Below are 20,618 nucleotides of genomic sequence, written 5' to 3'. Positions count from 1 at the left end.
GGGTTTTTTCGCTCTTATTGGGTCGCCAAGGATTGTAAAAGAAAACACCATGCATTTCCAGCTTGAATCCGAATACCTCCCGTGCGGCGACCAGCCCCGGGCCATCGACGAATTGGCGCAAAACCTGTCCCAGGGCGTGCCCAGCCAAGTGCTGCTCGGGGCCACGGGCACGGGCAAAACTTTTACCATGGCGCAAGTTGTGGCCCGGCTCAACCGCCCGGCCCTGATCATGGCCCCGAATAAGACCCTGGCCGCCCAGCTCTACAGCGAATTCAAGGGGCTTTTCCCCCACAATGCCGTGGAATATTTTGTCAGCTATTACGACTACTACCAGCCCGAAGCCTATCTGCCGCGCACCGACACCTATATTGAGAAAGACTCTTCCATCAACGACGACATCGACAAGCTGCGCCATGCCGCCACTCATTCGCTCTTGACCCGCAAAGACGTGCTCATCGTGGCCTCGGTGTCCTGCATCTATGGCCTGGGGTCGCGGGATTACTACGAGCGCATGGTGCTGACGCTGACGGTTGGCGAAACGACCGGCATGGAAAAGGTGCTTGGGCGGCTGGTGGAAATCCAGTACGAGCGCAACGACTACGATTTCCACCGGGGCGTTTTTCGGGTGCGCGGCGACGTTGTGGAGCTGATCCCGGCCTATGCCCGGGATCGGGCGCTGCGGCTGGAATTTTTCGGCGATGAGTTGGAAGCCATCCTGGAGACCGATCCGCTCACCGGCGAAGTGTTGGGCACCATGGAAAAGGCCATCATTTTTCCGGCCAGCCACTATGTCTCGGACCGCGACAACCTCAACCGCGCCGTGTCCGATATCCGCGAGGAACTGCGCCTACGCCTGACGGAACTGCGGGCGGCAAATGATCTGCTCTCGGCCCAGCGTCTGGAGATGCGAACGCTGCAAGACCTTGAGATGATTGAGGAGCTTGGCTACTGCAACGGCATCGAGAACTATTCCCGCCACCTCGACGGCCGGCAGGCCGGTGATCCGCCGTACACGCTGCTTGATTACTTTCCCAAGGATTTTATCCTCTTTGTGGACGAATCCCACATCACCGTGTCCCAGACCGGGGCCATGTACGCTGGCGACCGGTCGCGCAAGCAGACGCTGGTGGATTACGGCTTCCGCCTGCCCTCGGCGCTGGACAACCGGCCGCTTAATTTCGAAGAATTTCTCGGCCGCATCGGCCAGGCCGTCTATGTCTCGGCCACGCCCGGCGACTGGGAGATCAACCGCAGCGAGGGCGTGGTGGTGGAGCAGATCATCCGGCCCACGGGCCTGCTCGATCCCATCGTTGAAGTGCGGCCCACCACGGGGCAGATGGACGATCTCATGGCCGAATGCCGGGTGCGTATGGAGGCCGGCGAGCGGGTGCTGGTGACCACCTTGACCAAACGCATGGCCGAAGAGTTAAACGAATACTTTAACTCTATGGGCGTCACCGCCCGCTATCTGCACTCCGACATCGACACCCTGGAGCGCGTGGCCATTATTAAGGCCCTGCGCCAGGGCGAGTTCGCCGTGCTGGTCGGCATCAACCTGTTGCGCGAAGGGCTCGATATCCCGGAAGTGTCCCTGGTGGCCATCCTGGACGCGGACAAGGAAGGCTTCCTGCGTTCGGTCCGTTCGCTGATTCAGACCTTTGGCCGGGCGTCCCGCAACGTTGCCGGGCGGGTCATCCTCTACGCCGACAAGATCACCAATTCCATGCGCTTGGCCATGGACGAGACCGCCCGGCGGCGGGAAAAACAGGAAGCGTCCAACCTGGAAACCGGCGTCGTGCCGCGCTCCATCGTGAAGACCATGGACAGCGTTCTCGACAGCCTGTACGGCCAGGGCGGTTCTTCCGGGACATCCTACGCGTCCTTAAGCGTTGGCGGTGGCGGCTACAATCTGGGCGGCGGCAGTCCGAGCGCCGGGAGCATGGTGCAGGAAGAGGCCGAAGCCTACGGCGGCCTGTCCAAAAAGGGTCTGGAAAAGAAAATCAGGATGCTGGAGCGGGATATGCGCGAGGCGGCCAAGGCCCTGGAATTTGAGAAAGCGGCCCAGGTTCGCGACCAGGTGGCGCGCTTGCGCCAGCGTCTGTTGGAGATGGGCTGATATGGTGCATCGTTCCCTGCGCCTGCGCAGCCAAACGGCCCGGATCACCCATCGCCTGGGCTCCTGGATGCCGCTGGTTGGCGGTTTTCTGGCCCTGGCTTCGGTTTTTGTCTGCGGCTTGATCGGCTATATGCAGGTGGAGGGCTGGAGCTTTTTCGACAGCCTGTATCAGGTCGTCATCACCCTCTCCACGGTGGGCTTCCAGGAAGTCTATCCCTTGTCCCGAAACGGCCGCATCCTGACCATGCTGCTCATCGTGTCCGGGGTTGGGTCGTTTGCCTATCTGGTTGGCGCTTTCACCCAGGTGCTGGTGGAAGGCCGGTTGCAACACTATATCGGGAGACGGCGGATGCAGAAAATCATCGATGGGCTGAGCGGCCACGTCATAATTTGCGGCTACGGCCGCATTGGCTCCATCGTGGCCAGCGAGATTCTGGCTGAAAACGTGCCCTGCGTCATCGTGGAGAGCAACCCCGAGGTGATCCGCCTGCTGGAAGAGCACGGTGTGCCCTACGTGGCCGGCGATGCCACGGCCGACGAGGTGCTGCTCGCCGCCGGTCTGGAGCGGGCCAGGACGCTGGTGGCTGCGCTGACCCAGGAAGCGGCCAACGTCTATGTGACGCTGACGGCCCGCCAGCTCAATCCGAAAATCCGCATCGTGGCCCGGGCCGACGCCCAGAGCCATACCCAGCGTCTGCAACGGGCCGGGGCGGATCAGGTGCTGGTGCCGCACCTGTACGGCGGCGTGCGCATGGCCCAATCGGTGTTGCGTCCGACGGTCACGAGCTTTCTGGAACTGGCCGGTCGCAGCGGGGCCATCGATCTGCAAATGGAAGAGTTGCAGGTGACCGCAAACTCCGAAATCGCCGGCAAGAACCTCATCGAATCCCAGATCCGGCCGCGCTTTAATCTCATCATCATTGCCATCAAGAAGGCTTCCGGCGAGATGATCTTTAATCCCCAGCCCCAGGCCGTGCTGGAAACCGGGGACACCATGATCCTGGTCGGCAGCAGCGATAGTCTGGATGGCCTGCGGGCGATTTTGTGACCACGCCGCCGGCCATTGCAGCGGCTGTCGTCATCTTGCATTACGGCGACCCGGCAACGACCCGGCGGTTGCAGGAACAGTTGCAGGCGTCCGACCCGGACAGGGACGTTCTCATTCTGGACAACGCCGCGCCCCAGCCCTATCCCGACGCCTGGGTGCGGCTGGAAACCAATATCTACTGGGCCGGGGCACTGGCCTATGCCGCCCAGGCGGCCCGGGACATGGGACGCACCCATCTATGGTTTCTCAATAATGACGTGACGTTTGTTTCCAGGCCGCCGCATCTGTCCCGGGCTTTGGGCCGGCTGGCCAAGCTGGAGGCCACGCTGGGGCCGGTCGGTCTGTTCTCGCCGGCCTTTGTCAAAAGTCCGTATCATCCGCAGATGGTGGCCCGGCCCGGCGGCCAGTACCGGCTGGTGCGGGTCATGGACGGCGTGGCCCCGCTGTTGCGCCTGGAGGCCCTGGAGAGCCTGGGGGGCCTGGATTATGCCGACAATCCCTTCGGCTACGGCGTTGATCTGATCCTGTCATCCCGGTTGCACGAGGCCGGGTGGAAGCTGGTGGTGGATCATCAGGTGGTTCTCAACCACCGGCACCACACGACAGCCCGGTCAGTTCCGGGATTTCTGGACGTTGCCGCCCGGGCCGAAGCTGCCTATCTCGCCAAACGGTTGGGGCCGCAGTTTCGCCAACGCATTGCCGATTGGCAGGCCTGGTCGGTTGAGGCCGACCGCCTGTAGCCTGGAGGAGGCGCGCGTGGGACCGTTTGCTTTTTTTCTGCCGCCGTCGTTCGATAGGCTGCCTGTGGAACTGGGACAGCGGCTGCTGGCCGGCGTTATGGGCCGCAATCAGGCGGCCCAGGCCGGTCTTGGCGCGTTGCGGGGCTGGCGGCGGGACGACCCGGCCACGGCGTCCCTGGCCGGGCTGGGGCTTGCATTGACGCGGTTGGCTTGTGACCTCGATCCGCTAAACGCCGACATGGCCCGGGCCTGCTTAGCCATGGCCGGCCCTGGCGGGCAGGGGGAAGACGCTGCGGCCCTGCACCTCGCTGCCGCCGCCCCCTGGACGGCGACGTGGCGGCAGGCGCTGGCCGCTGCCGAGCAAAGCGGCGACTGGGAGGCGTTTTTAGACCGCTTTGACGCGTCCTGGCCGGCTGACGGTGCCCATCTCGCCGCACGGGTCGAGGGACTGGCGGCCCTGACCGCCGCTGGGGTGGCCGGCAGTGAGCGGCTGGAGCGCTGGCGTGCCCGTCTGCCCGGGCCGCCCGCCAGCCCGGGACTGGCCTGGCTGGCCGCGGAAGCGACACTGCGCCTGGGCGGTCGCTTGGCCGGCATCACAGCCTTTTACGATTTCCTGTGCCGCTGGCCGTGGTGCGTCAATGCCTTGCTGCGCCTCTACGACCTGCAAACCGGAGTCGAAGCGCAATTGACCGAGTTGCCCGGCGAACTGGTGATCTTTTTGTATACCTTCAATAAAGCCGACGATCTGGCCGTCACCCTGGACGACGTGCACCGCAGCCGCCTTGGCCGTTTTCGGATTTTCGCCCTGGACAACGGCTCCACCGACGCTACACCCCAAGTCTTATCGGTCTGGCAGGAGCGGTTTGGGGCCGAGCGCTTTTCGATCCTGCGCGCGCCGGTCAACGTCGGCGCGCCGGCCGGCCGCAATTGGCTCAAGGCCTTGCCCGAGGCCGCGACAGCGGATTTCGTGGCCTATCTCGACGACGATATCCGGCTTGAGCCGGATTGGGCTTTGCGCCTGGGGGCGGCCGTGGCTGCCTATCCTGGGCAAAGTGCCTACGGCTGCCGGGTGACGGATGCGGGACGGCCAAGCGTTCTCCAGGCGGCCGAGTTTCATCTGGCCCCGGGCGGACCGGGGGAGCCGGCCACGGTGACGGATTTGCAACTGCAAGCCCCGGATCTCGGGCAATGGGCGTATTGCCGGCCGTGCCTTAGCGTCACGGGTTGCTGCCATCTCTTTTCGGCGGCCGCGCTGGCCTCGGGCGGGGATTTCGACATTCGTTTTTCCCCGTCGCAATTTGACGATCTGGAGCGCGACATGCGGGTTTTTCTGGCCGGCCAGTCTGCCGTCTACCAGGGGCATCTGGTCGTTGGCCACAAGCGGCGCAGCGGCGGCGACGCCCGACGCGACCGGCTGGCCGGGGGCAACGCCCACGGCAATCTGACCAAGCTGCAAGCCAAATTCGACGCCGGCGACCTGCGACGCCTGCGCCGGTTCCAAGACCAGCTACTCTTGACGGATGTCCGAAAAAAGGCTCTCTGGCTCACCCGCCAGTGAGCAGCGGGGCAGGGGGAGGGGGAGATGGGCCAGGCCAACGAGACGACGCCAGCCGAGCGGTTACGCGCACTGCGCGACCAGATCCACTACTACGACCATCGCTACTACGTCCTGGACGATCCTGAAATAACGGATGCGACCTACGACGCCCTGTATCGGGAACTCAAAGCCCTGGAAGCGGCCCACCCGGAGCTTGACGACCCCAATTCGCCTACCCGCCGGGTGGGCGGGGCCGTGCAAGCAGGTTTCGCCTCGCGTCCGCATCGGCTGCGCATGTATAGCCTGGACAACGCCATGAGCGAGGCAGAGTGGAACGATTTTCTGATTCGGGCGGCCAACAAGCTTAAAGGCGAGGGAATAGCCTTCGAGACTCCGATGTTTTGGGTGGATCCCAAGTTTGACGGGCTGGCCCTAGAAATCATCTACGAAAACGGGGTCTACGCCGGGGCGCTGACGCGCGGCGACAAAATCGTGGGTGAGGATGTGACAGAAAATGTACGAAAAATTCGTCATGTTCCATTAGACTTGCGAGTATATGCAAGACGTCACAATGTAACAATTCCAGATATGTTGGAAGTTCGTGGAGAAGCTGTTTTAACTTTTGAGGGCTTTTATAAGTTAAATGCGAAACAACGTGAAAGTGGTGGTAAAATATTTGCGAATCCGAGGAATGCTGCGGCTGGATCTGTCAGGCAACTTGATCCAAATATTACATCAAGCCGTAATTTAAGTTTTTTCCCGTATGGTGTGGGTGATGTTCGGTGGGGACTCGTAGGTAACGCTTGGAGTACTTATCAGTCTATGATGGAATATTTAGGAAAATATGGATTTAACGTTGACAAGCATTCAGAACTTGTTTCTTTTGAAGATGTGTACAAGTATTATGAACATATGTTGCGTAAGCGTTATGGTCTTAAATTTGATATTGATGGCGTAGTTGCTAAGATCAATAATCTCGACATTCAAGTTGCCCTGGGGTTTACCGACCGCGCTCCGCGCTTTGCCATTGCGCTTAAATTTCCGGCCCACGAAGGGGAAACCACCCTGGAGCGCATCGACATCCAGGTGGGGCGCACGGGCGTACTGACCCCGGTGGCCATCCTGGCTCCGGTCAGTCTGGCCGGGGTGACCGTCGCCCGGGCTACGCTGCACAACGAGGACGAAATCCGGGCCAAGGATTTGCGCCTGGGCGACACCGTGGTGGTGCGCCGGGCCGGGGACGTCATCCCGGAAGTGGTGCGCGTGATTGAAGACAAGCGCCCGGCCGATGCCCAGCCGTTTGATTTTCCCCACGTCTGCCCGTCATGCGGCTCTGCCGCCGTGCGCGGCGAGGGCGAGGCGGCCTGGCGCTGCGTCAATCTGGCCTGCCCGGCCATGCTGCGCCGGGGCATCAGCTATTTTGTATCCAAGGCGGGCCTGGACATCGAAGGTCTGGGGGCCAAATGGGTGCAGGCGCTCATTGACCAGGGGTTGGTCAAGACCCCGGCCGACCTTTTCAGCCTGACCGAGGCCGATGTGCTGCCGCTGGAGCGCATGGCCGAGAAATCCGCCGCCAATCTCGTGGCCGCCGTGGCAGCGGCCAAGGATGCCGCCACCCTGCCCCGGCTCATCGCCGCGCTTGGCATCCGGCAGGTGGGCACGCGCACGGCCCGCACCCTGGCCGAGCATTTCAGCGATCTCGACGCCCTGGGCGCGGCCACGGTCGAAGAACTGACGGCCCTGCCCGACATCGGCCCGGAAGTGGCTGGTGCCATACGGGAATTTTTTGGCAACGAGGCAAACCGCCAGGTGCTGGAGCGCTTCAAGGTCATCGGATTGTGGCCGGTGAGCGTCCCCAGGCCGGTCAATCCCGACGCCCCGGCGGCTCAAACGCCCTTTACCGGCAAGCGGTTCCTGTTCACCGGTGCCCTGCCGGATATGTCCCGGGACAAAGCCCAAGCCCTGGTGGAAGGGGCCGGCGGCAAAGTCGTGAGTGCGGTGTCCAAAAAGCTCGACTATCTGGTGGCCGGGGCCGAGCCTGGCTCCAAATTGGCCAAGGCGCAGGCCCTTGGTGTCACCGTGCTGTCGCCGGAGCAGTTTGCCGCCATGCTGGCCGAACTCCGCGTGGAGACCCTGACGCGCAAATCGCTCTTCGACGTTTGAGGCCGCTGCCTGTCCGCCGGGGTGCCTGCGCAATACGGCCGGGAAGGCAGTGTCCCTCCCGGCCGTTACCGTGTGGCGTTGCCGGCGCTCAGCAGTTGACCATGGTCATGCCCAGACCGGCCGTCCCCATCTCCCGAAAGGCTGGCGGCAGGGCCTTGCCGGTTTGCAGCATGGCCATGATGACCCGGTCGAGGTCTTCCCAGTGCTGGGAGACGATCTCGTTTTTGGCCATCAGCCAGGCGTTGTAGGCTTTGAGCGCCCCGAAAGCGTTGCGCTCGATGCAGGGGATGAGCACAAAGCCGCCCACCGGGTCGCAGGACATGCCCAAGTGGTGCTCCAGGGCAATGGTGGCCGCCACTTCCGTGGTTTTTAGGGACGCGCCCGAGGCATAGGCTGCCATGGCGGCGGCCATGGACGCGGCCACACCGATTTCCCCCTGGCAGCCGACTTCCGCCCCGGCCACGCTGGCGTTGTTTTTACACAGAAATCCCACCAGTGCCCCGGCCAGCAATCCCTGGCGCAGGGCCTCGCGGGAGAGCTTGGCGTGATTTTTGAGGACATAGACCAGGGCGGGCATGGTGCCGGCCGAGCCCAGGGTCGGAGCAGTGACGGCCAGGCGTCCGGCGGCGTTGCCCTCGGAAACGGCCAGGGCATAGCTGCTGATGTACTGCATGAGGGAATCGCCGTCCGGCATGGCCTTGGCCTGCTCGTGGATGCGGCGGGCCTTGCGGAAAAATGCAAAAGGCGCAGGCAGCTCACCCTCTTCGCGAAGGCCAAGATCGACGCCGTCCAGCATGGTGTCCAGGACCAAGTCGAGATGGGCGTTGACCCGGGCCGTATCAACGCCCATAATCGCCATCTCGTTTTCCAGCATGATGTCGTGCAGGGACTTGCCGCGCTTTTCGGCCAAAGCGGCAAAGGCCGTCATACTGCCATAAGGATGGATGGGTTCGCCGCGTTTTTGTTCCGGCTGGTCCTTCCAGGAGAAGAAGCCGCCGCCGGTGGAATAATATTCGCGGCTAACCAGCGCCGTGCCCTGGGCGGTTACGAGTTGCATGACCAGGGTGTTGCTGAAAGGATAGTCGTGCTCGATCTTGTCCCAGGCCAGGGTGTGTTTGCCGATCATGAAAGGCTTGCCGCCGATTGTGGCGGTGTGGGTCCGTGATTCGTCGGCCAGGGCGTCCATGATCGCGGGATCGCAGGTTTCGGGTTTCTGGCCGAGCAGGCCGGCCAGGATGGCCCGATCCGTGCGGTGTCCCTTGCCTGTGGCCGAAAGGCTGCCGTAAAGCCGGGCTTCAATATGGTCTGCGGCGGCCAGCGTCTCCGGGGGCAGGGTCTCCAACAGATTTCGGAAGTCGCTGGCAATACGCAGCGGGGCCAGGGTGTGCGAGCTGGAGGGACCGGGACCGACCTTGAAAAGATCGAAAACCGAAGTGACGATGACCCCGGTCGGCGGGCCGGGATAGCAGACCTCGCGCGGCAGGCCCGGAAATGCGGCAGCGGGAATGCCGCGCGCCTCGGCCGGAAGTGTTCGCAACAGACCGGCCCCGGCCGAGGCCAGCATGGCGGTCTTGAGAAAATTTCGGCGGTCCATAGAGTGACTCCTGTTGGCGTGGCCGGGCGCTATAACAGCGTTCTCATAACGCGCGAAAGTCCACCAGCACCTTCATGGCCCCGGGCCGGGCGGCATGCTCCAATGCTTCGGCAAAGGCCTCGAAAGGATAGGCGGCTTCCACCAGCGGCAACACGTCCACCAGCTTGTCTTTGAGAGAGGCGATGGCCAGCCGCAGATCGCCGCAGCGCGAACCGAGCAGCGTGATCTCGTCCACCACCACCTTGGCCATGGCCAGGGTGGTCGGGGCAAAGGTGGTGGTTTTAAGAACCACCGTGCCCTCGGGCCGCACCAGTTCCAGGGCGGTCTCCAGCCCTTGGGGCCGGCCGGTGGCCTCGATGACCACATCGAACAGCCCGAATTCCCGGCCAAGCGTGGCCGCGATATGGCCGGCATCGGTCCCCTGGCGCACGGTCACACCCTGGGCCGCTGCCACCGCCAGCTTGTCCTCGTGTTTGCCGGCCAGGACAAGGTCCGGCACGAGCCGGCGCAGGGCGCAAGCGGTCAAAATACCGAGCTTGCCGTCGCCCAACACCAGCACCGACTGCCGGGCGGTCAGATGCAGTTGCTGGCTCGGCTCCAGGGCGGCGGCCAGCGGCTCCAGAAACACGGCCTGGGCGTTGGAAATGCAGTCGGGCACCAGATGGATGGTGTGCAGCGGCATGGCCACGAATTGGGCAAAGGCACCGTCCTTGCCGGCAATGCCCAGGGTGGTGCGGTTGGGGCAGTGGCGGGCATCGGCTTGTAAACAAACCGGGCAGGTGCCGCAGCCGATATTGATGTCGGCCGTGACCCGTCGTCCCAGCAGTTGCGGGGCGCTGGGGGCGGCCACCACCCGGCCGACGAACTCATGCCCCGGGATGCCGGCAAACCCCATGTAGCCGCGCAACAGTTCCAGGTCGGTGTTGCAGATGCCGGCCATGCGGACTTCGATCAGCACCTCGCCCGGGCCAAGGGTGGGCGTGGGTTTGCTGACGAGGTGCACGGCTCCGTTTTCAAAAATTGCGGCCTGCATGGGCGCTCCTTGGGGTCGGTTGGGGCATGTTGAGCATAGCCCAAGCCCGCAGCGTCTTCAAATGTTTCCCGTCGCTGCGGCCTTGACCCGGGGCGGCATTTGGCCCATGCAACACAGTATAGAGGGACCATGAACGAACACGAGACTATGACAGCCATGACAGCTGTGTATGATGGGGCGGCAAGCGGCGCATTGGCGCGCCTGGACGGCTTTTGGAGCGCCCGGCTGGCCGGCGAGGACGTGTCCCGGGGCAAGGTCCAGGCCGCCATCGAGGCCGGGCTGGCCACCATCGACGGCGTTGTCTGCCGCAAGCCGGGCCAGAAGCTGCGCGGGGGCGAGACGTTGACCCTGAGCCTGCCCGAAACGCCCAGCGACGCCGTGGCCGAGGCCGGCGAGCTTCGGATCGTGGCCAGGGACGCGCATCTGCTAGTGCTGGACAAACCGCCGGGACTGACCGTCCACCCCGCGCCCGGGTTTCCCGAGGGCACCCTGGTCAATCGGCTGCTGCACCACTTCCCGGACATGCGCCAGATGGCCGGGCACCGCCCCGGCATTGTCCACCGCCTGGACAAGGACACGAGCGGGCTTATGCTCGTGGCCCTGACCGAAGCCGCCCGGCTGGCCCTGTCAGCCGATTTCGCCGCCCGGCGCGTGTCCAAGACCTATCTGGCCCTGGTCCACGGCCGCCCGGATCGGCCTGCCGGAACCATCGATCTGCCCATCGGCCGCGATCCCCGGCATCCCACCCGCATGGCCGTGGTGGAAAAGGGCGGCCGCCCGGCCAGCACGACCTGGAAACCGGTCTGGACCAGCCCGGACGGCTCGGCCAGCCTGCTGGAAGTGGCCATCGCCACCGGCCGCACCCACCAGATCCGGGTGCACATGGCCTCTATGGGCCATCCCATCCTGGGTGATGTGGTCTACGGCGCGCGCCAGCACGCCGAGTGGACGCGGCGCGTCGGAGCCGTGGCCCGATTGGCCACACGGCAGATGCTGCACGCCTGGAAGCTTGTCTTTACCCATTCCGAGACCGGCGAGGAGCAAAGCTATTGCCTGCCGCCGCCCCGGGATTTCTGGCGGCTGCTGCTTATCCTGGGCCGGCGCTGCCAGCGGGTGGGGCTGGTCGGCATGCCGGGCAGCGGCAAATCGGCTCTGCTCGACCAGTTCGCGGCGGCCCGTTTTGCGACTTTTTCGGCCGATGCGGCCGTGGCCGCGCTCTATGCGCCGGGCGGCGGCGGGGCGCATATGCTCTCGCGGCGCTACGGCGAGGCGGCTCTTGGTGAGGACGGTGCCGTGGACAAGGCGTGGCTGCTGGACAAAATGGCGGGAAGCGAGAAAGTTCGCCGCGAAGTCTGTGAACTGATCCATCCGTTGGTCAAGGGCGAACTGGCTGGTTTTCAGGCGGCCCATGCCGGGGACAGGGCGGTCTTTGCCGAAGTGCCGCTCTTGTTTGAATCGGGCTGGCCGGTTGGCGAGATGGCGGACATGGTGGTCGGGGTACGCTGCCCGGACGCCGTGCGGGCCCGCCGTCTCATTGAGGGGCGCGGCTGGACCCCGGAGATCGTCGCCCGCCTGGACGGCTGGCAGTGGGACCAGGAGAAGAAAATGGCCAAATGCCGGTTCGTGGTGGACAACGACAGCGATCTGGCCGCCTTGGCTGCCGGCGGGCGCAGCATCCTTGCCACCTTGGCGCAGCTTCGACAGCGCAACATGCGGGAGCGTTTTGCCGCGCTGGTGGCCGCTGACTATGCCGCAGCGGTGAAGCACCCGGAGCCGGCACCGTGATTCCCCTGCGCGACAATGTGCCGCGCACCCGGCCGCCGCTGGTCACCTGGACGCTGATCGGGCTGTGCACGCTGGTTTTTCTGTATGAGCAGCTGTTGCCGGATCGCGTCCTTTTTGAATTCCTGCACATCTACGGCGTCGCGCCGGCCCGGTTCACCAATCCGGCCCACGCCGCTGCCGTGGGCTATCCCGAAGGCGGTTACGCCGCGTTTGTCACCTATATGTTTGTGCACGGCGGCTGGCTGCACTATCTGCTCAACATGTGGGTGCTGTGGATTTTCGCCGACAATGTGGAAGAAGCCCTGGGCTCCCTGCGGTTTGTGCTGTTCTATCTCATTTGCGGCGTTGCCGCGGCGGGCGTCCATGTCCTTTTCAACTGGAGCGCCCCGGTGCCGGTCATCGGTGCCTCCGGTGCCATTGCCGGGGTCATGGGCGGCTATTTCCGCCTGTTTCCCAAAGCCCGGGTGACGACGCTTATTCCGATCATTTTCATTCCCTGGATCGTGGAATTGCCGGCCGTGGTCTTTCTGGGAATCTGGTTTCTGATGCAACTCGTTTCCGGTCTGGCCGGAACGGCCAGCGCGGGGCAGGCGGCGGCCGTGGCCTTCTGGGCGCATGTGGGCGGCTTTGCCGCTGGTCTGGCCCTGGTGCGGGTGTTTTTGCCGCCGGGATGCCAGTTTTGTTTCGACCCGTCCGTGCGACGCTACGACCGGGAATAGTCCAAACCTTACAGGGGCTGGGCCACCCACACCACCCGGCCCACCAAGCGCTTGTCCTGGTCTTTGGGCGGGGTGAAAAACGACGGGCAGTCCGAGGTCAGGCCATACCACTCCAGCCGGCTGCCGCTGCGCTCGTGGCGGGCCAGCCGGACAACGAGCCCTTCACCGCGCAGGTCCACGGCAAAGGCCGACGGGCTTTCCCGGTCCCTGGGCACGTGCGCGTCTTTGGTGTCGATGACTAGATAGGCCCCTTGCACGATACGCGGTTCGAGGCAGCGCTCTTCCATGCGGCTGACGAACCGGCCCGGCGCGAGAAGGTCCGGCGAGAGGGCAATCCGTTCGATCTCGCGGCGTTGCCAGCGCCCCGTGTCCGGGTTGACGCTGGACATGGCAAAGACCGGCGTCAGTTCCGGCAACGGAGCGGCGTTCTCCGGCCGTCCCCAGCCCAGCAACACCCAGTCGGCATCCAGGGCGTATTCCCGGCAATGGCGCAGCGCCAGGGAACGCAAGGCCGCAGCGTCACCTTCGGTCACGAGCGGCTGCGCCCAGGCCAGACGTTTGGCCGCAGCGTGGGCTCCATGGGCTTTAAGCGCCTGGAGCAACCGCTCGATGATGGCAAATCCGCGTTCCTGTTCCATGTCTTGTGCAACCGATGTAACCGGCGATCCCACTGTGCCAAGGCGTGGGATACGCCGGCATGCTGTTTGCGGCAGTAACCAATCGAGAACGCTGGAATCGTATTGCTGCAAGGGCGCAACACGGCCTCGGATCAGATTTCCTGGATAACCCAGACGACCTTGCCTATGGGGGTCAGGCCCGCCGCGTCGCTGGCGAAGCGCTGGGCCGGGTGCAGCGGGTTTTCAGCCTGGAGGGAGAGGACGCCGTTTCCCGGTTCGCGCCTGACGCGGCGCAGGGTCAGCCCTTCCTTGGCAATGTCGAACGCATAGATTTCGTCGTCTCGCAGCGCGCAGTCCTGACTGTCGATGCCGACATAGGCCTTGCGCCGGATGATCGGCTCCATGCTGGTGCTCTCCATTTGAACGACGAGCAGTCCGGGGCGATCCAGGTGGCTGCCGATGGGAATGCGTTCCAGCGGCACCCGCTCCCAGGCTCCGGTGGCGGGATCGGCCCGGCCCGTGGCATAGACCGTCAAGTGGATGGTGTCGTGAAAGGGGAGGGGATTGGCTTGAGGTAAAAGCGGTTTGCGCATACGTCTGATCCCTTGGCCGATCCTGCGTGCAATGTCCCGGAGTGGGATTTGGACGAACGGTGCAGGATGCCGGGATTGAGGTACGACGCCGATATAAATTTGTAAATAATTATATTGAAGAAAGTATCATCTGGGAGCAGGAAATCCGACTGCCCAGCCTGGGGGGCGAAGGCCCGGCGGCCTAGATATCCTGAATGACCCACACGGCTTTGCCGATGGGAGTCACGCCGGGATTATCCAGGGGCAGATATTGCCCTTGATGGCTGGGGTTGTCGGCCAGGATGGCCAGGCGCTGTTTTTCCAGATCCCGGACCACGCGTTTTATGACCAGCCCTTCACCGGGGATGTCCAGGCCGTAAATCTCGCCGCTGCGCAGCCGGACATCGTCGCAGTCAAGGCCGACATAGGCGTTGCGCCGCAGGATTGGTTCCATGCTGGCGTTGTCCATCTTGACCACCAGCAGATTGGGGCGGCTTAAGGATTCGAGCAGCGGAATGGTTTCCTGGGCCTCGCGCAGCCAGCAGCCTGTTTCCGGCTCGGTCCGGGCCATGGCGTAGACCGTGACGCGGCTTGGCGGGGCGGCATAGCCCACGGCGGTTTCCCGGACGCCGACAGCAGCCGTAAAGCCCTCGCGGCGGCAGATGGGCTCCTGGCCGTAGAGAATCCAGTCCGGCTCAAGGGCAAAGGCGCGATACAGGGTGACGAGCCACCCGTCCGGGATGGTGTTCTTTTTTTTGGCGTCGGAAATGCTGGACTGTTTGATGCCCAGGATAGCGGCGATTTCTGTCTGGGTTCTGGTGCGGGTGGCCGCTTGAATCCTGGCGTAGGCATCTTCAAATAGGTCTGGCTTCACACAAGCTCCTCGAAAAAGGTGTGGCAACAACACCACATGTGTGTGTCTATATTGACTTTATTTGTCTATAATACTTGAAATTTCATGATAGGGACTAAATGCGCCGCCGTCAATATCCAAGCTGATTTTGCGAGGCAGGCGCGGGGGAAAGAAAAACCCCGGACGGGTTTACGGCTTGCGGGGGCAGCCGACCGTCCGGGGCGAGGAGAGGCAAGGGAGGTCAGGCCCGGCGTTTGGCGCACTGTTTTGAGGCGGTGCGCCAAACGGCCTGACCCGGGGCGCTCAGGCAGGAACAAACTCCTTAGTCCCGGGTCCAGTAGAGGAGGTGGCCGGTCTTTTCCAGGGCGGCGTTGAGTTCGCGCTCCCGGGTTTCCGGCAGGCCCTGGATGCGCACTGCCACTTCGCGCCGGCCCGCAGCCACCCGGTCGTAGGAAGACAGGATGCTGATGATGCGGGCCTCATACCGGCGCAGTTCGTCCAGGATGGGCTTGAGGCTGCCTTGGGTGGTATCGAGGCGAAGCCCGATCTGGATGCCGCCCTGGTCAATGCCGGTGATGGAGACAAACAGCCGGAAGATATCGGTGTCGGTGATGATGCCGACCACCTTTTCCGACTCGTCCACCACGGGAAGACTGCCGAATTTACGGTCGCGCATAATCAGCGCCGCCCGTTCCACGGTGTCCGTGGTCCGGATGTACACCGGCTCCCGGGTCATGATGCCTTTGACCTTTAATTCCGAGAGCAGATAGGTCATTTCGTACATGTCCAGGGACGTGGCCGAGGACGGCGAGGCGGCCTTGAGGTCGCGCTCGGAAACGATGCCGAGAAGCCGGCCGTCCTTGTCCACCACCGGCAGGCGGCGGATCTTCTTGTCGCGCATGATCCGCCCGGCCTTGATCATGGAGACGTCCTCGGTCACCGTGGCCACCTCGGTGGACATCCAATCGCCGACAAGCATGCTGCTGCTCCTTTGGGGTGAAAGCGGTTACAGGGCGGGCTGGCTGTCAGTGGCCGGGCCGGGAACGCCCGCAGCCGACCAGTGACGCAGCCGGTAGTAGTCGGCCACCATGGTATCCAGGGCCTCCCGGGGCAGATGCTTGCCACTGGGCAGGGGCTCGGTGTGGAGCCGCTCGGGCAGGCGGTCATCGGCCGGAGTCAGGCCTTCGCGCAGATTAAACGTGCGGGTCATGTCGGCAATGGCCGCCGCCCGGCGTGTGAGCGCTGCCTCGGAGGCGTCGAGGCCCGTGACCAGGGAGATGACCTGGGTCAGCTCCTCCCAGGTATAGAGGTCGCGGAAAAACCGGCACAGGATCAAGGTGTCGAAGATGGTGAGCCGGTCTTCAAAGGCAATGAGCAGGGCTGCTTTGTCTTGCACCTGATCGGGCGGGATCATGCCCGACAGTTCGGGTTTGTAAAACGTGGTGCGCAGATGACAGGCCCCCCGGTCGGAGGTGGCGTAGGCCAGACCCATGCCCTGCAGCGCCCGGGGATCGTAGCCGGCCGGCTCCAGGCCTTTGACGTGGACCGCCAACGCTTCCAGGCCCCAGGCCTTGGCCGCGACCTTGATGCCCTGACCCAGAAGCGCCCCGATGCCGGTTCCGGCGGCAATGTCGGCAATGAGCCGGGCCGCACCGTCGGGATCGTTGTAGGCGATGGGGTAGTCCACGCGTCTGAGCTTGACTGCCTCAATAACGAAGCCGCACAGGTTGCCGGCCGAGATGGTGTCAATGCCAAGCCGGTCGCACAGATCGTTTAAATACACGATTTCGGCCATGTCCTCGATCATGCACAGGCCGCCAAAGGCGTAGATGGTCTCGTATTCCGGGCCTTCGAGCACCATGCCCTTGTGCCGGCCCGAGGCCAGCTTGGCCATGCGGCCGCAGGACATAAAGCACTTGGCGCAGGCATGGGCCTTGACCTCGTGCTCCTTATGAAACCGCTCGCCCGAGATTTTCTCCCAATGCTCGCAGGTGCCTTGCGTCCAGTATTTGGCCGGGAAGGCCCCGGCCGCGTTCATGATGCCCACCATCATGGTGGTGCCCATGGCTTTGTAGGCTTGCACACCCTTATTGGCCACGCCGCGCTTGGCAAAGGCGGCGGCGTAGGCGGCAAGGCCGGCGGCGTCGGCCGGCTGGCGCTGGCGGTCGCCCTGAAAGACGATGGCCTTGACCCGCTTGGAACCCATGACCGCGCCAACGCCGGTGCGCCCGGCGCAACGCCAGCGTTCGTTGGCGATCATGGCCAGCCGGCACAGGTTTTCCCCGGCCGGGCCAATGACCACCACACCCACACGCTTGGCGTCGTCGCGCGGCAGGACAAACCGGGCTTTGGCCGCGTCGTCGGCGTCATAGACGTCCAGGCCGGCCAGGGCGGTTGCATTGTGGAAGGTACACCCGTCCGGGTGGATGGTCAGGGCCGTCAGGCTGTCGGCCGCGCCGGTGAGGATGATGGCGTCAAAGCCGGCAGCGTCCACGGCTTGCGGGCTGCGGCCGCCGGCATAGGATTCGGTGTAAAAGCCTGTCTGGGGGGATTTGGTGAACACGCCGTAGCGGCTGGCCCCCCAGGCCGCGCCGCCGCACAAGGGGCCGGTGGCGAAGATCAGGTTGTTTTCCGGGGCCAGGGCATCGACCCCGGCCGGGTTGCGATCCAGCAGCAGGCGCGTGGCCAGTCCCTTGCCGCCGAGGTAGGCGTCCAGGTAGGCCGGATCGGTCGCCTCGATGGTGAAGCGGCGTTGCGTCAGGTCAACGGTCAGGATGCGTCCGTAAAAGCCGTGCATGGCTTTTCCTTTCTATATGCCGAGGTAGGCGGATTTGACGTGGGGGTTTTCCAACAGATCTTTGGCCTGCCCGGACATGGCCACCCGGCCATGCTCCAGCACATAACCCCGATCCGAGAGCCGCAGGGAGTGGTTGACGTCCTGTTCGACGAGCAGCACCGTGGTGCCGGTGTCGGCGATTTTGCGCAGGGTATCGAAGATGGACTTGACCAGGATGGGGGCCAGGCCCAGCGACGGCTCGTCGAGCATCAAAAGGCCCGGCAGGGCCATGAGGCCCCGGCCGATGGCCACCATCTGCTGTTCGCCGCCGGACAGGGTCATGGCGAGTTGGTTCTGGCGCTCCAGCAGGCGCGGCAGCATTTCATAGACCAGATGCAGGGTCTTGCGGCGTTCTTTGTAAGCCCGGGTGTTAAAGGCCCCGATGTCCAGGTTTTCGGCCACGGTCATAAGCGAAAAGAGCCGCCGGCCTTCGGGAACGTGGACGAGGCCGCGTTCGACGATTTTTTCCGGGGGCAGGGCCTGAACAGGTTCGCCACGGAACCGGATGATGCCGGAGGTGGGCGGGACCAGCCCGGAGATGGCTTTGAGCAGGGTGGATTTCCCGGCCCCGTTGCCGCCGATGATGCTGACGACCTCGCCTTCCTCAACGGTGAGCGACAGGTCGTTGATGATCTGGACGTCACCGTAGGCGACGTTGATGTGTTCCACGCTAAGCAGCGTCATACTCGCCTCCCAGATAGGCCTTGATGACGTTTTCGTCCTTGGTGACGGCCTCGGGCGTGCCCTCGGCAATCTTTTGGCCGAACTGGATGACCACCACCCGATCGGACAGGGCCATGACCGCGCGCATGATGTGCTCGATGACAAAGACAGTCACGCCCCGGTCGCGAAGCCCCCGGATAATGCCAATCATGTCATCGACTTCGGTGGGGCGCAGGCCGGCCATGACTTCGTCGAGGAGCAGCAGTTCGGGATCGGTGGCCAGGGCCTTGGCAATCTCCAAGCGCTTGCGGTCGGCGATGGTCAGGTTGCCGGCCAGCATGTTGCGCATGTGGTCGAGCTGGAGGGTCACCAGTACTTCGTCGGCCTTTTCCCGGGCCTTCTCGGTGGAATTGGTGCGCAAAAACGCCCCGACCATAACGTTGTAAAGGACGGTCTTGGCGGCAAAGGGTTTGACAATCTGAAAGGTGCGGGCCAGTCCCAGCCGGCACAGATCCCAGGGTTTTTGACCCTGGATGGTGGTGCCGTTAAACCGGATCGTGCCTTCCGACGGGGCAAAGACGCCGGCCACGAGGTTAAACACCGTGGATTTGCCGGCACCGTTGGGGCCTATGAGCGCCAGGATCTCGCCTTTGGCGATATGCAGATCCAGGGAGCTGACAGCGGTTAAGCCCCCGAAGTGTTTGGTGAGGTTGGTGACCTCCAGGATATTGCTCATTGGGCGTCTCCCTGGACGGTGATTTTGCGGGCCAGCCGGTCGTAGATGGCGGCCAGCGGCGCGGTGAGACCCTTTGGCAGATAGAGCATGACCAGGATGAGGATAAGCCCGAAGATGACCCCATGCAGGCCGGGCAGCATGTCGCTTAAATAGATGCGGGTGAATTCATTGAGCGGCCGCAGCAGCAAGGCGCCGATGACCGGGCCGGCAATGGTGCCGCGTCCGCCGATCAGCGCGATAAAGGCGATTTCAAAGGAGAGGTCGAGGCCCATGAGTCCTTTGGGATAAAAGTACAGCATGAGCTGGGCGTAAAACGTGCCGGCCAGGGCCGTTAGAAAGCAGGACATGGCCATGGCGAAGAGCTTGTAATTGGCAACGTTTATGCCAAGGGCGGCGGCAGCTTCGGGTTCTTCACCGCCGGCGGCCAGATAGTAACCGATCTTGGAGCGGGAGATAAACCAGGTCAGCCCAAGAACCAGGATGAGGAGCGTTAAGATGATATAATAGTACGGTAACTTGGATATGAACTGGTAATCCCAGAACGACGGCTCCTTGAGCAGCGGTATGAGCAGGCCCCGGGGACCGTTTATACGCAAGGGGCCGAGGGTATCGATGTTCTCGATCATGACCCGGATGCCTTCGGCAAAGGCGATGGTGCACAGACAGAAGTACGCCCCGCGCATGCGGAAGGTGGGCAGGCCGATGATGATGCCGATCAGGGCGGCGAGCAGTCCGCCGACCAGCATGCCGATCCAGGGCGAGATCCCGTATTGCAGCGTCAGGATGGAGGAGGCGTAGGCCCCGATGCCGACGAAGACCGAGTGGCCCAAGGGCAGCACGCCGGCGAAACCGCCGACGAGGTTCCAGGAGGTGGTCAAGTAGGCATAGAAAAAAAGCAGGATGAGGATTTGCAAATAGGTGGGCGAGGTCACCACCAGGGGCAGCGCAAAGGCAACCAGGCCTGCCAGCACAAGGAGCGTTCGGTCGAGTTGTTTTCGGCTCACAATGCGCCTCCTACCAGTCCTGTTTGTGGCCGAAAAAGCCTGATGGTTTGACAAAGAGAATGATTAAAAAGATGGCGTAGATGATGGCTTCCGTCCAGGTCGAGGCCATAAACTGCGAGAAGACGGACTCGATAAGGCCGATGACCAGACCGCCGAGGATAGCCCCGGGGATGCTGCCCAGGCCCCCGAGCACCACGATGATAAAGGCCCGGATGTCAAAGACCACGCCGACAGACGGATAGACGTAGTAAAAGGGGATCAGTACGCAGCCGGCGATGCCGGCAATGGCCGTGCCCAGGCCAAAGGCGATGTTGTAGACGCGGTACTGGTTGATGCCCATGAGGTTGGCTGCCTCGCGGTCGAGGCTGGTGGCGCGCAGGGCTTTTCCGGTCTTGGTCTTACGCATGAAAATGGCAAGGCCGACAGCCGTAATGATGGCCACGACAAAGCCGGAGAATTTCGGAATGGAGATGATGTCATTACTGTCCGGCTAAGAAAAGGCTTGACGCCTGAAAGCGACAACTGGTGCAAGCTCATGATGCCTTTCCACTTAGGCGATCAATTTTGAAAAAATGGCATAAATTGCCATGACATCAAGTTCA

General features: G+C 63.2%; 18 protein-coding genes. 7 read left to right on the top strand and 11 right to left on the bottom strand.

The window, feature by feature from the left end:
- The first annotated feature begins 49 nt into the window (after positions 1–49).
- Genes uvrB through ligA form a run of 5 tightly spaced genes read left to right on the top strand, consistent with a single transcriptional unit; the run spans position 50 to position 7,604 of the window.
- On the top strand, positions 50–2,116 hold the full coding sequence (gene uvrB, locus GTA51_RS13600; RefSeq protein ID WP_160961922.1) for an excinuclease ABC subunit UvrB: 2,067 nt from the start codon (positions 50–52) through the stop codon (positions 2,114–2,116).
- Between the two features lies 1 nt (position 2,117).
- Positions 2,118–3,164: a potassium channel family protein gene (locus GTA51_RS13595; RefSeq protein WP_160961920.1), complete on the top strand. Its 1,047-nt coding sequence runs from the start codon at positions 2,118–2,120 to the stop codon at positions 3,162–3,164.
- Positions 3,161–3,904 (top strand): glycosyltransferase family protein, encoded by a 744-nt coding sequence (locus tag GTA51_RS13590; RefSeq protein ID WP_343039517.1) that lies wholly within the window; start codon positions 3,161–3,163, stop codon positions 3,902–3,904. Before GTA51_RS13595 ends, GTA51_RS13590 begins: the two co-directional genes overlap by 4 nt.
- 16 nt (positions 3,905–3,920) lie before the next feature.
- The gene (locus tag GTA51_RS13585) at positions 3,921–5,462 is read left to right on the top strand and encodes a glycosyltransferase (protein ID WP_160961918.1); all 1,542 of its coding nucleotides are present in this window, start codon (positions 3,921–3,923) and stop codon (positions 5,460–5,462) included.
- 24 nt (positions 5,463–5,486) lie between these two features.
- Positions 5,487–7,604: an NAD-dependent DNA ligase LigA gene (gene ligA, locus GTA51_RS13580; RefSeq protein ID WP_160961916.1), complete on the top strand. Its 2,118-nt coding sequence runs from the start codon at positions 5,487–5,489 to the stop codon at positions 7,602–7,604.
- Between the two features lie 88 nt (positions 7,605–7,692).
- On the opposite strand, the gene GTA51_RS13575 is transcribed toward ligA, so the two are convergent.
- Together GTA51_RS13575 and GTA51_RS13570 are read right to left on the bottom strand one after the other, a co-directional pair.
- A complete protein-coding gene (locus GTA51_RS13575) occupies positions 7,693–9,198 on the bottom strand; it encodes an L-serine ammonia-lyase (RefSeq protein ID WP_160961914.1) in 1,506 nt (501 codons plus the stop codon).
- A 43-nt stretch (positions 9,199–9,241) separates the two neighbouring features.
- A complete protein-coding gene (locus tag GTA51_RS13570) occupies positions 9,242–10,231 on the bottom strand; it encodes an MDR/zinc-dependent alcohol dehydrogenase-like family protein (RefSeq protein ID WP_160961912.1) in 990 nt (329 codons plus the stop codon).
- Between the two features lie 129 nt (positions 10,232–10,360).
- Between GTA51_RS13570 and GTA51_RS13565 the strand changes: the two genes are divergently transcribed.
- Together GTA51_RS13565 and GTA51_RS13560 are read left to right on the top strand one after the other, a co-directional pair.
- Complete coding sequence (locus GTA51_RS13565; RefSeq protein WP_160961910.1) at positions 10,361–12,016, top strand: dephospho-CoA kinase; 1,656 nt, start codon at positions 10,361–10,363, stop codon at positions 12,014–12,016.
- A complete protein-coding gene (locus GTA51_RS13560) occupies positions 12,013–12,735 on the top strand; it encodes a rhomboid family intramembrane serine protease (protein ID WP_160961908.1) in 723 nt (240 codons plus the stop codon). Before GTA51_RS13565 ends, GTA51_RS13560 begins: the two co-directional genes overlap by 4 nt.
- A gap of 8 nt (positions 12,736–12,743) precedes the next feature.
- Here GTA51_RS13560 and GTA51_RS13555 read toward each other — a convergent pair whose 3' ends face one another.
- From GTA51_RS13555 to GTA51_RS13515, 9 genes are all read right to left on the bottom strand, one after another.
- Positions 12,744–13,373, bottom strand: coding sequence for a helix-turn-helix transcriptional regulator (locus GTA51_RS13555; RefSeq protein WP_160961906.1), 630 nt, complete (start codon positions 13,371–13,373; stop codon positions 12,744–12,746).
- Between the two features lie 131 nt (positions 13,374–13,504).
- Positions 13,505–13,945 carry a S24 family peptidase gene (locus GTA51_RS13550; protein ID WP_160961904.1) on the bottom strand — a complete coding sequence of 147 codons (441 nt, stop codon included), beginning with the start codon at positions 13,943–13,945 and terminating at the stop codon, positions 13,505–13,507.
- Positions 13,946–14,126: 181 nt separating this feature from the next.
- Positions 14,127–14,798, bottom strand: a complete 672-nt coding sequence (locus GTA51_RS13545) for a S24 family peptidase (protein ID WP_160961902.1) — start codon at positions 14,796–14,798, stop codon at positions 14,127–14,129.
- A gap of 301 nt (positions 14,799–15,099) precedes the next feature.
- Complete coding sequence (locus GTA51_RS13540) at positions 15,100–15,756, bottom strand: CBS and ACT domain-containing protein (RefSeq protein WP_160961900.1); 657 nt, start codon at positions 15,754–15,756, stop codon at positions 15,100–15,102.
- Between the two features lie 27 nt (positions 15,757–15,783).
- The gene (locus tag GTA51_RS13535; RefSeq protein WP_160961898.1) at positions 15,784–17,574 is read right to left on the bottom strand and encodes an aldehyde ferredoxin oxidoreductase family protein; all 1,791 of its coding nucleotides are present in this window, start codon (positions 17,572–17,574) and stop codon (positions 15,784–15,786) included.
- A gap of 12 nt (positions 17,575–17,586) precedes the next feature.
- Complete coding sequence (locus GTA51_RS13530) at positions 17,587–18,297, bottom strand: ABC transporter ATP-binding protein (RefSeq protein WP_160961896.1); 711 nt, start codon at positions 18,295–18,297, stop codon at positions 17,587–17,589.
- The gene (locus GTA51_RS13525; protein ID WP_160961894.1) at positions 18,284–19,012 is read right to left on the bottom strand and encodes an ABC transporter ATP-binding protein; all 729 of its coding nucleotides are present in this window, start codon (positions 19,010–19,012) and stop codon (positions 18,284–18,286) included. The genes GTA51_RS13530 and GTA51_RS13525 overlap by 14 nt, the downstream gene beginning before the upstream one ends.
- Positions 19,009–20,016, bottom strand: a complete 1,008-nt coding sequence (locus tag GTA51_RS13520; RefSeq protein WP_160961892.1) for an ABC transporter permease subunit — start codon at positions 20,014–20,016, stop codon at positions 19,009–19,011. Before GTA51_RS13520 ends, GTA51_RS13525 begins: the two co-directional genes overlap by 4 nt.
- A gap of 10 nt (positions 20,017–20,026) precedes the next feature.
- Positions 20,027–20,482, bottom strand: a complete 456-nt coding sequence (locus tag GTA51_RS13515) for a branched-chain amino acid ABC transporter permease (protein WP_343039518.1) — start codon at positions 20,480–20,482, stop codon at positions 20,027–20,029.
- Positions 20,483–20,618: the final 136 nt, after the last annotated feature.

This window comes from Solidesulfovibrio aerotolerans (assembly GCF_009856865.1).
GTDB classification, from domain to species: Bacteria; Desulfobacterota; Desulfovibrionia; order Desulfovibrionales; family Desulfovibrionaceae; genus Solidesulfovibrio; species Solidesulfovibrio aerotolerans.
The sequence above is the reverse complement of the archived record's forward strand: the minus strand, read 5'-3'. Positions and strand labels throughout refer to the sequence as shown.

What these genes read in the sequence shown, in the direction of transcription:
- uvrB (WP_160961922.1), top strand. Translation starts at nt 50, where the DNA reads ATGCATTTCCAGCTTGAATCCGAATACCTCCCGTGCGGCGACCAGCCC.
- GTA51_RS13595 (WP_160961920.1), top strand. Translation starts at nt 2,118, where the DNA reads ATGGTGCATCGTTCCCTGCGCCTGCGCAGCCAAACGGCCCGGATCACC.
- ligA (WP_160961916.1), top strand. Translation starts at nt 5,487, where the DNA reads ATGGGCCAGGCCAACGAGACGACGCCAGCCGAGCGGTTACGCGCACTG.
- GTA51_RS13575 (WP_160961914.1), bottom strand. Translation starts at nt 9,198, where the DNA reads ATGGACCGCCGAAATTTTCTCAAGACCGCCATGCTGGCCTCGGCCGGG.
- GTA51_RS13570 (WP_160961912.1), bottom strand. Translation starts at nt 10,231, where the DNA reads ATGCAGGCCGCAATTTTTGAAAACGGAGCCGTGCACCTCGTCAGCAAA.
- GTA51_RS13565 (WP_160961910.1), top strand. Translation starts at nt 10,361, where the DNA reads ATGAACGAACACGAGACTATGACAGCCATGACAGCTGTGTATGATGGG.
- GTA51_RS13555 (WP_160961906.1), bottom strand. Translation starts at nt 13,373, where the DNA reads ATGGAACAGGAACGCGGATTTGCCATCATCGAGCGGTTGCTCCAGGCG.
- GTA51_RS13550 (WP_160961904.1), bottom strand. Translation starts at nt 13,945, where the DNA reads ATGCGCAAACCGCTTTTACCTCAAGCCAATCCCCTCCCCTTTCACGAC.
- GTA51_RS13540 (WP_160961900.1), bottom strand. Translation starts at nt 15,756, where the DNA reads ATGCTTGTCGGCGATTGGATGTCCACCGAGGTGGCCACGGTGACCGAG.
- GTA51_RS13535 (WP_160961898.1), bottom strand. Translation starts at nt 17,574, where the DNA reads ATGCACGGCTTTTACGGACGCATCCTGACCGTTGACCTGACGCAACGC.
- GTA51_RS13530 (WP_160961896.1), bottom strand. Translation starts at nt 18,297, where the DNA reads ATGACGCTGCTTAGCGTGGAACACATCAACGTCGCCTACGGTGACGTC.
- GTA51_RS13525 (WP_160961894.1), bottom strand. Translation starts at nt 19,012, where the DNA reads ATGAGCAATATCCTGGAGGTCACCAACCTCACCAAACACTTCGGGGGC.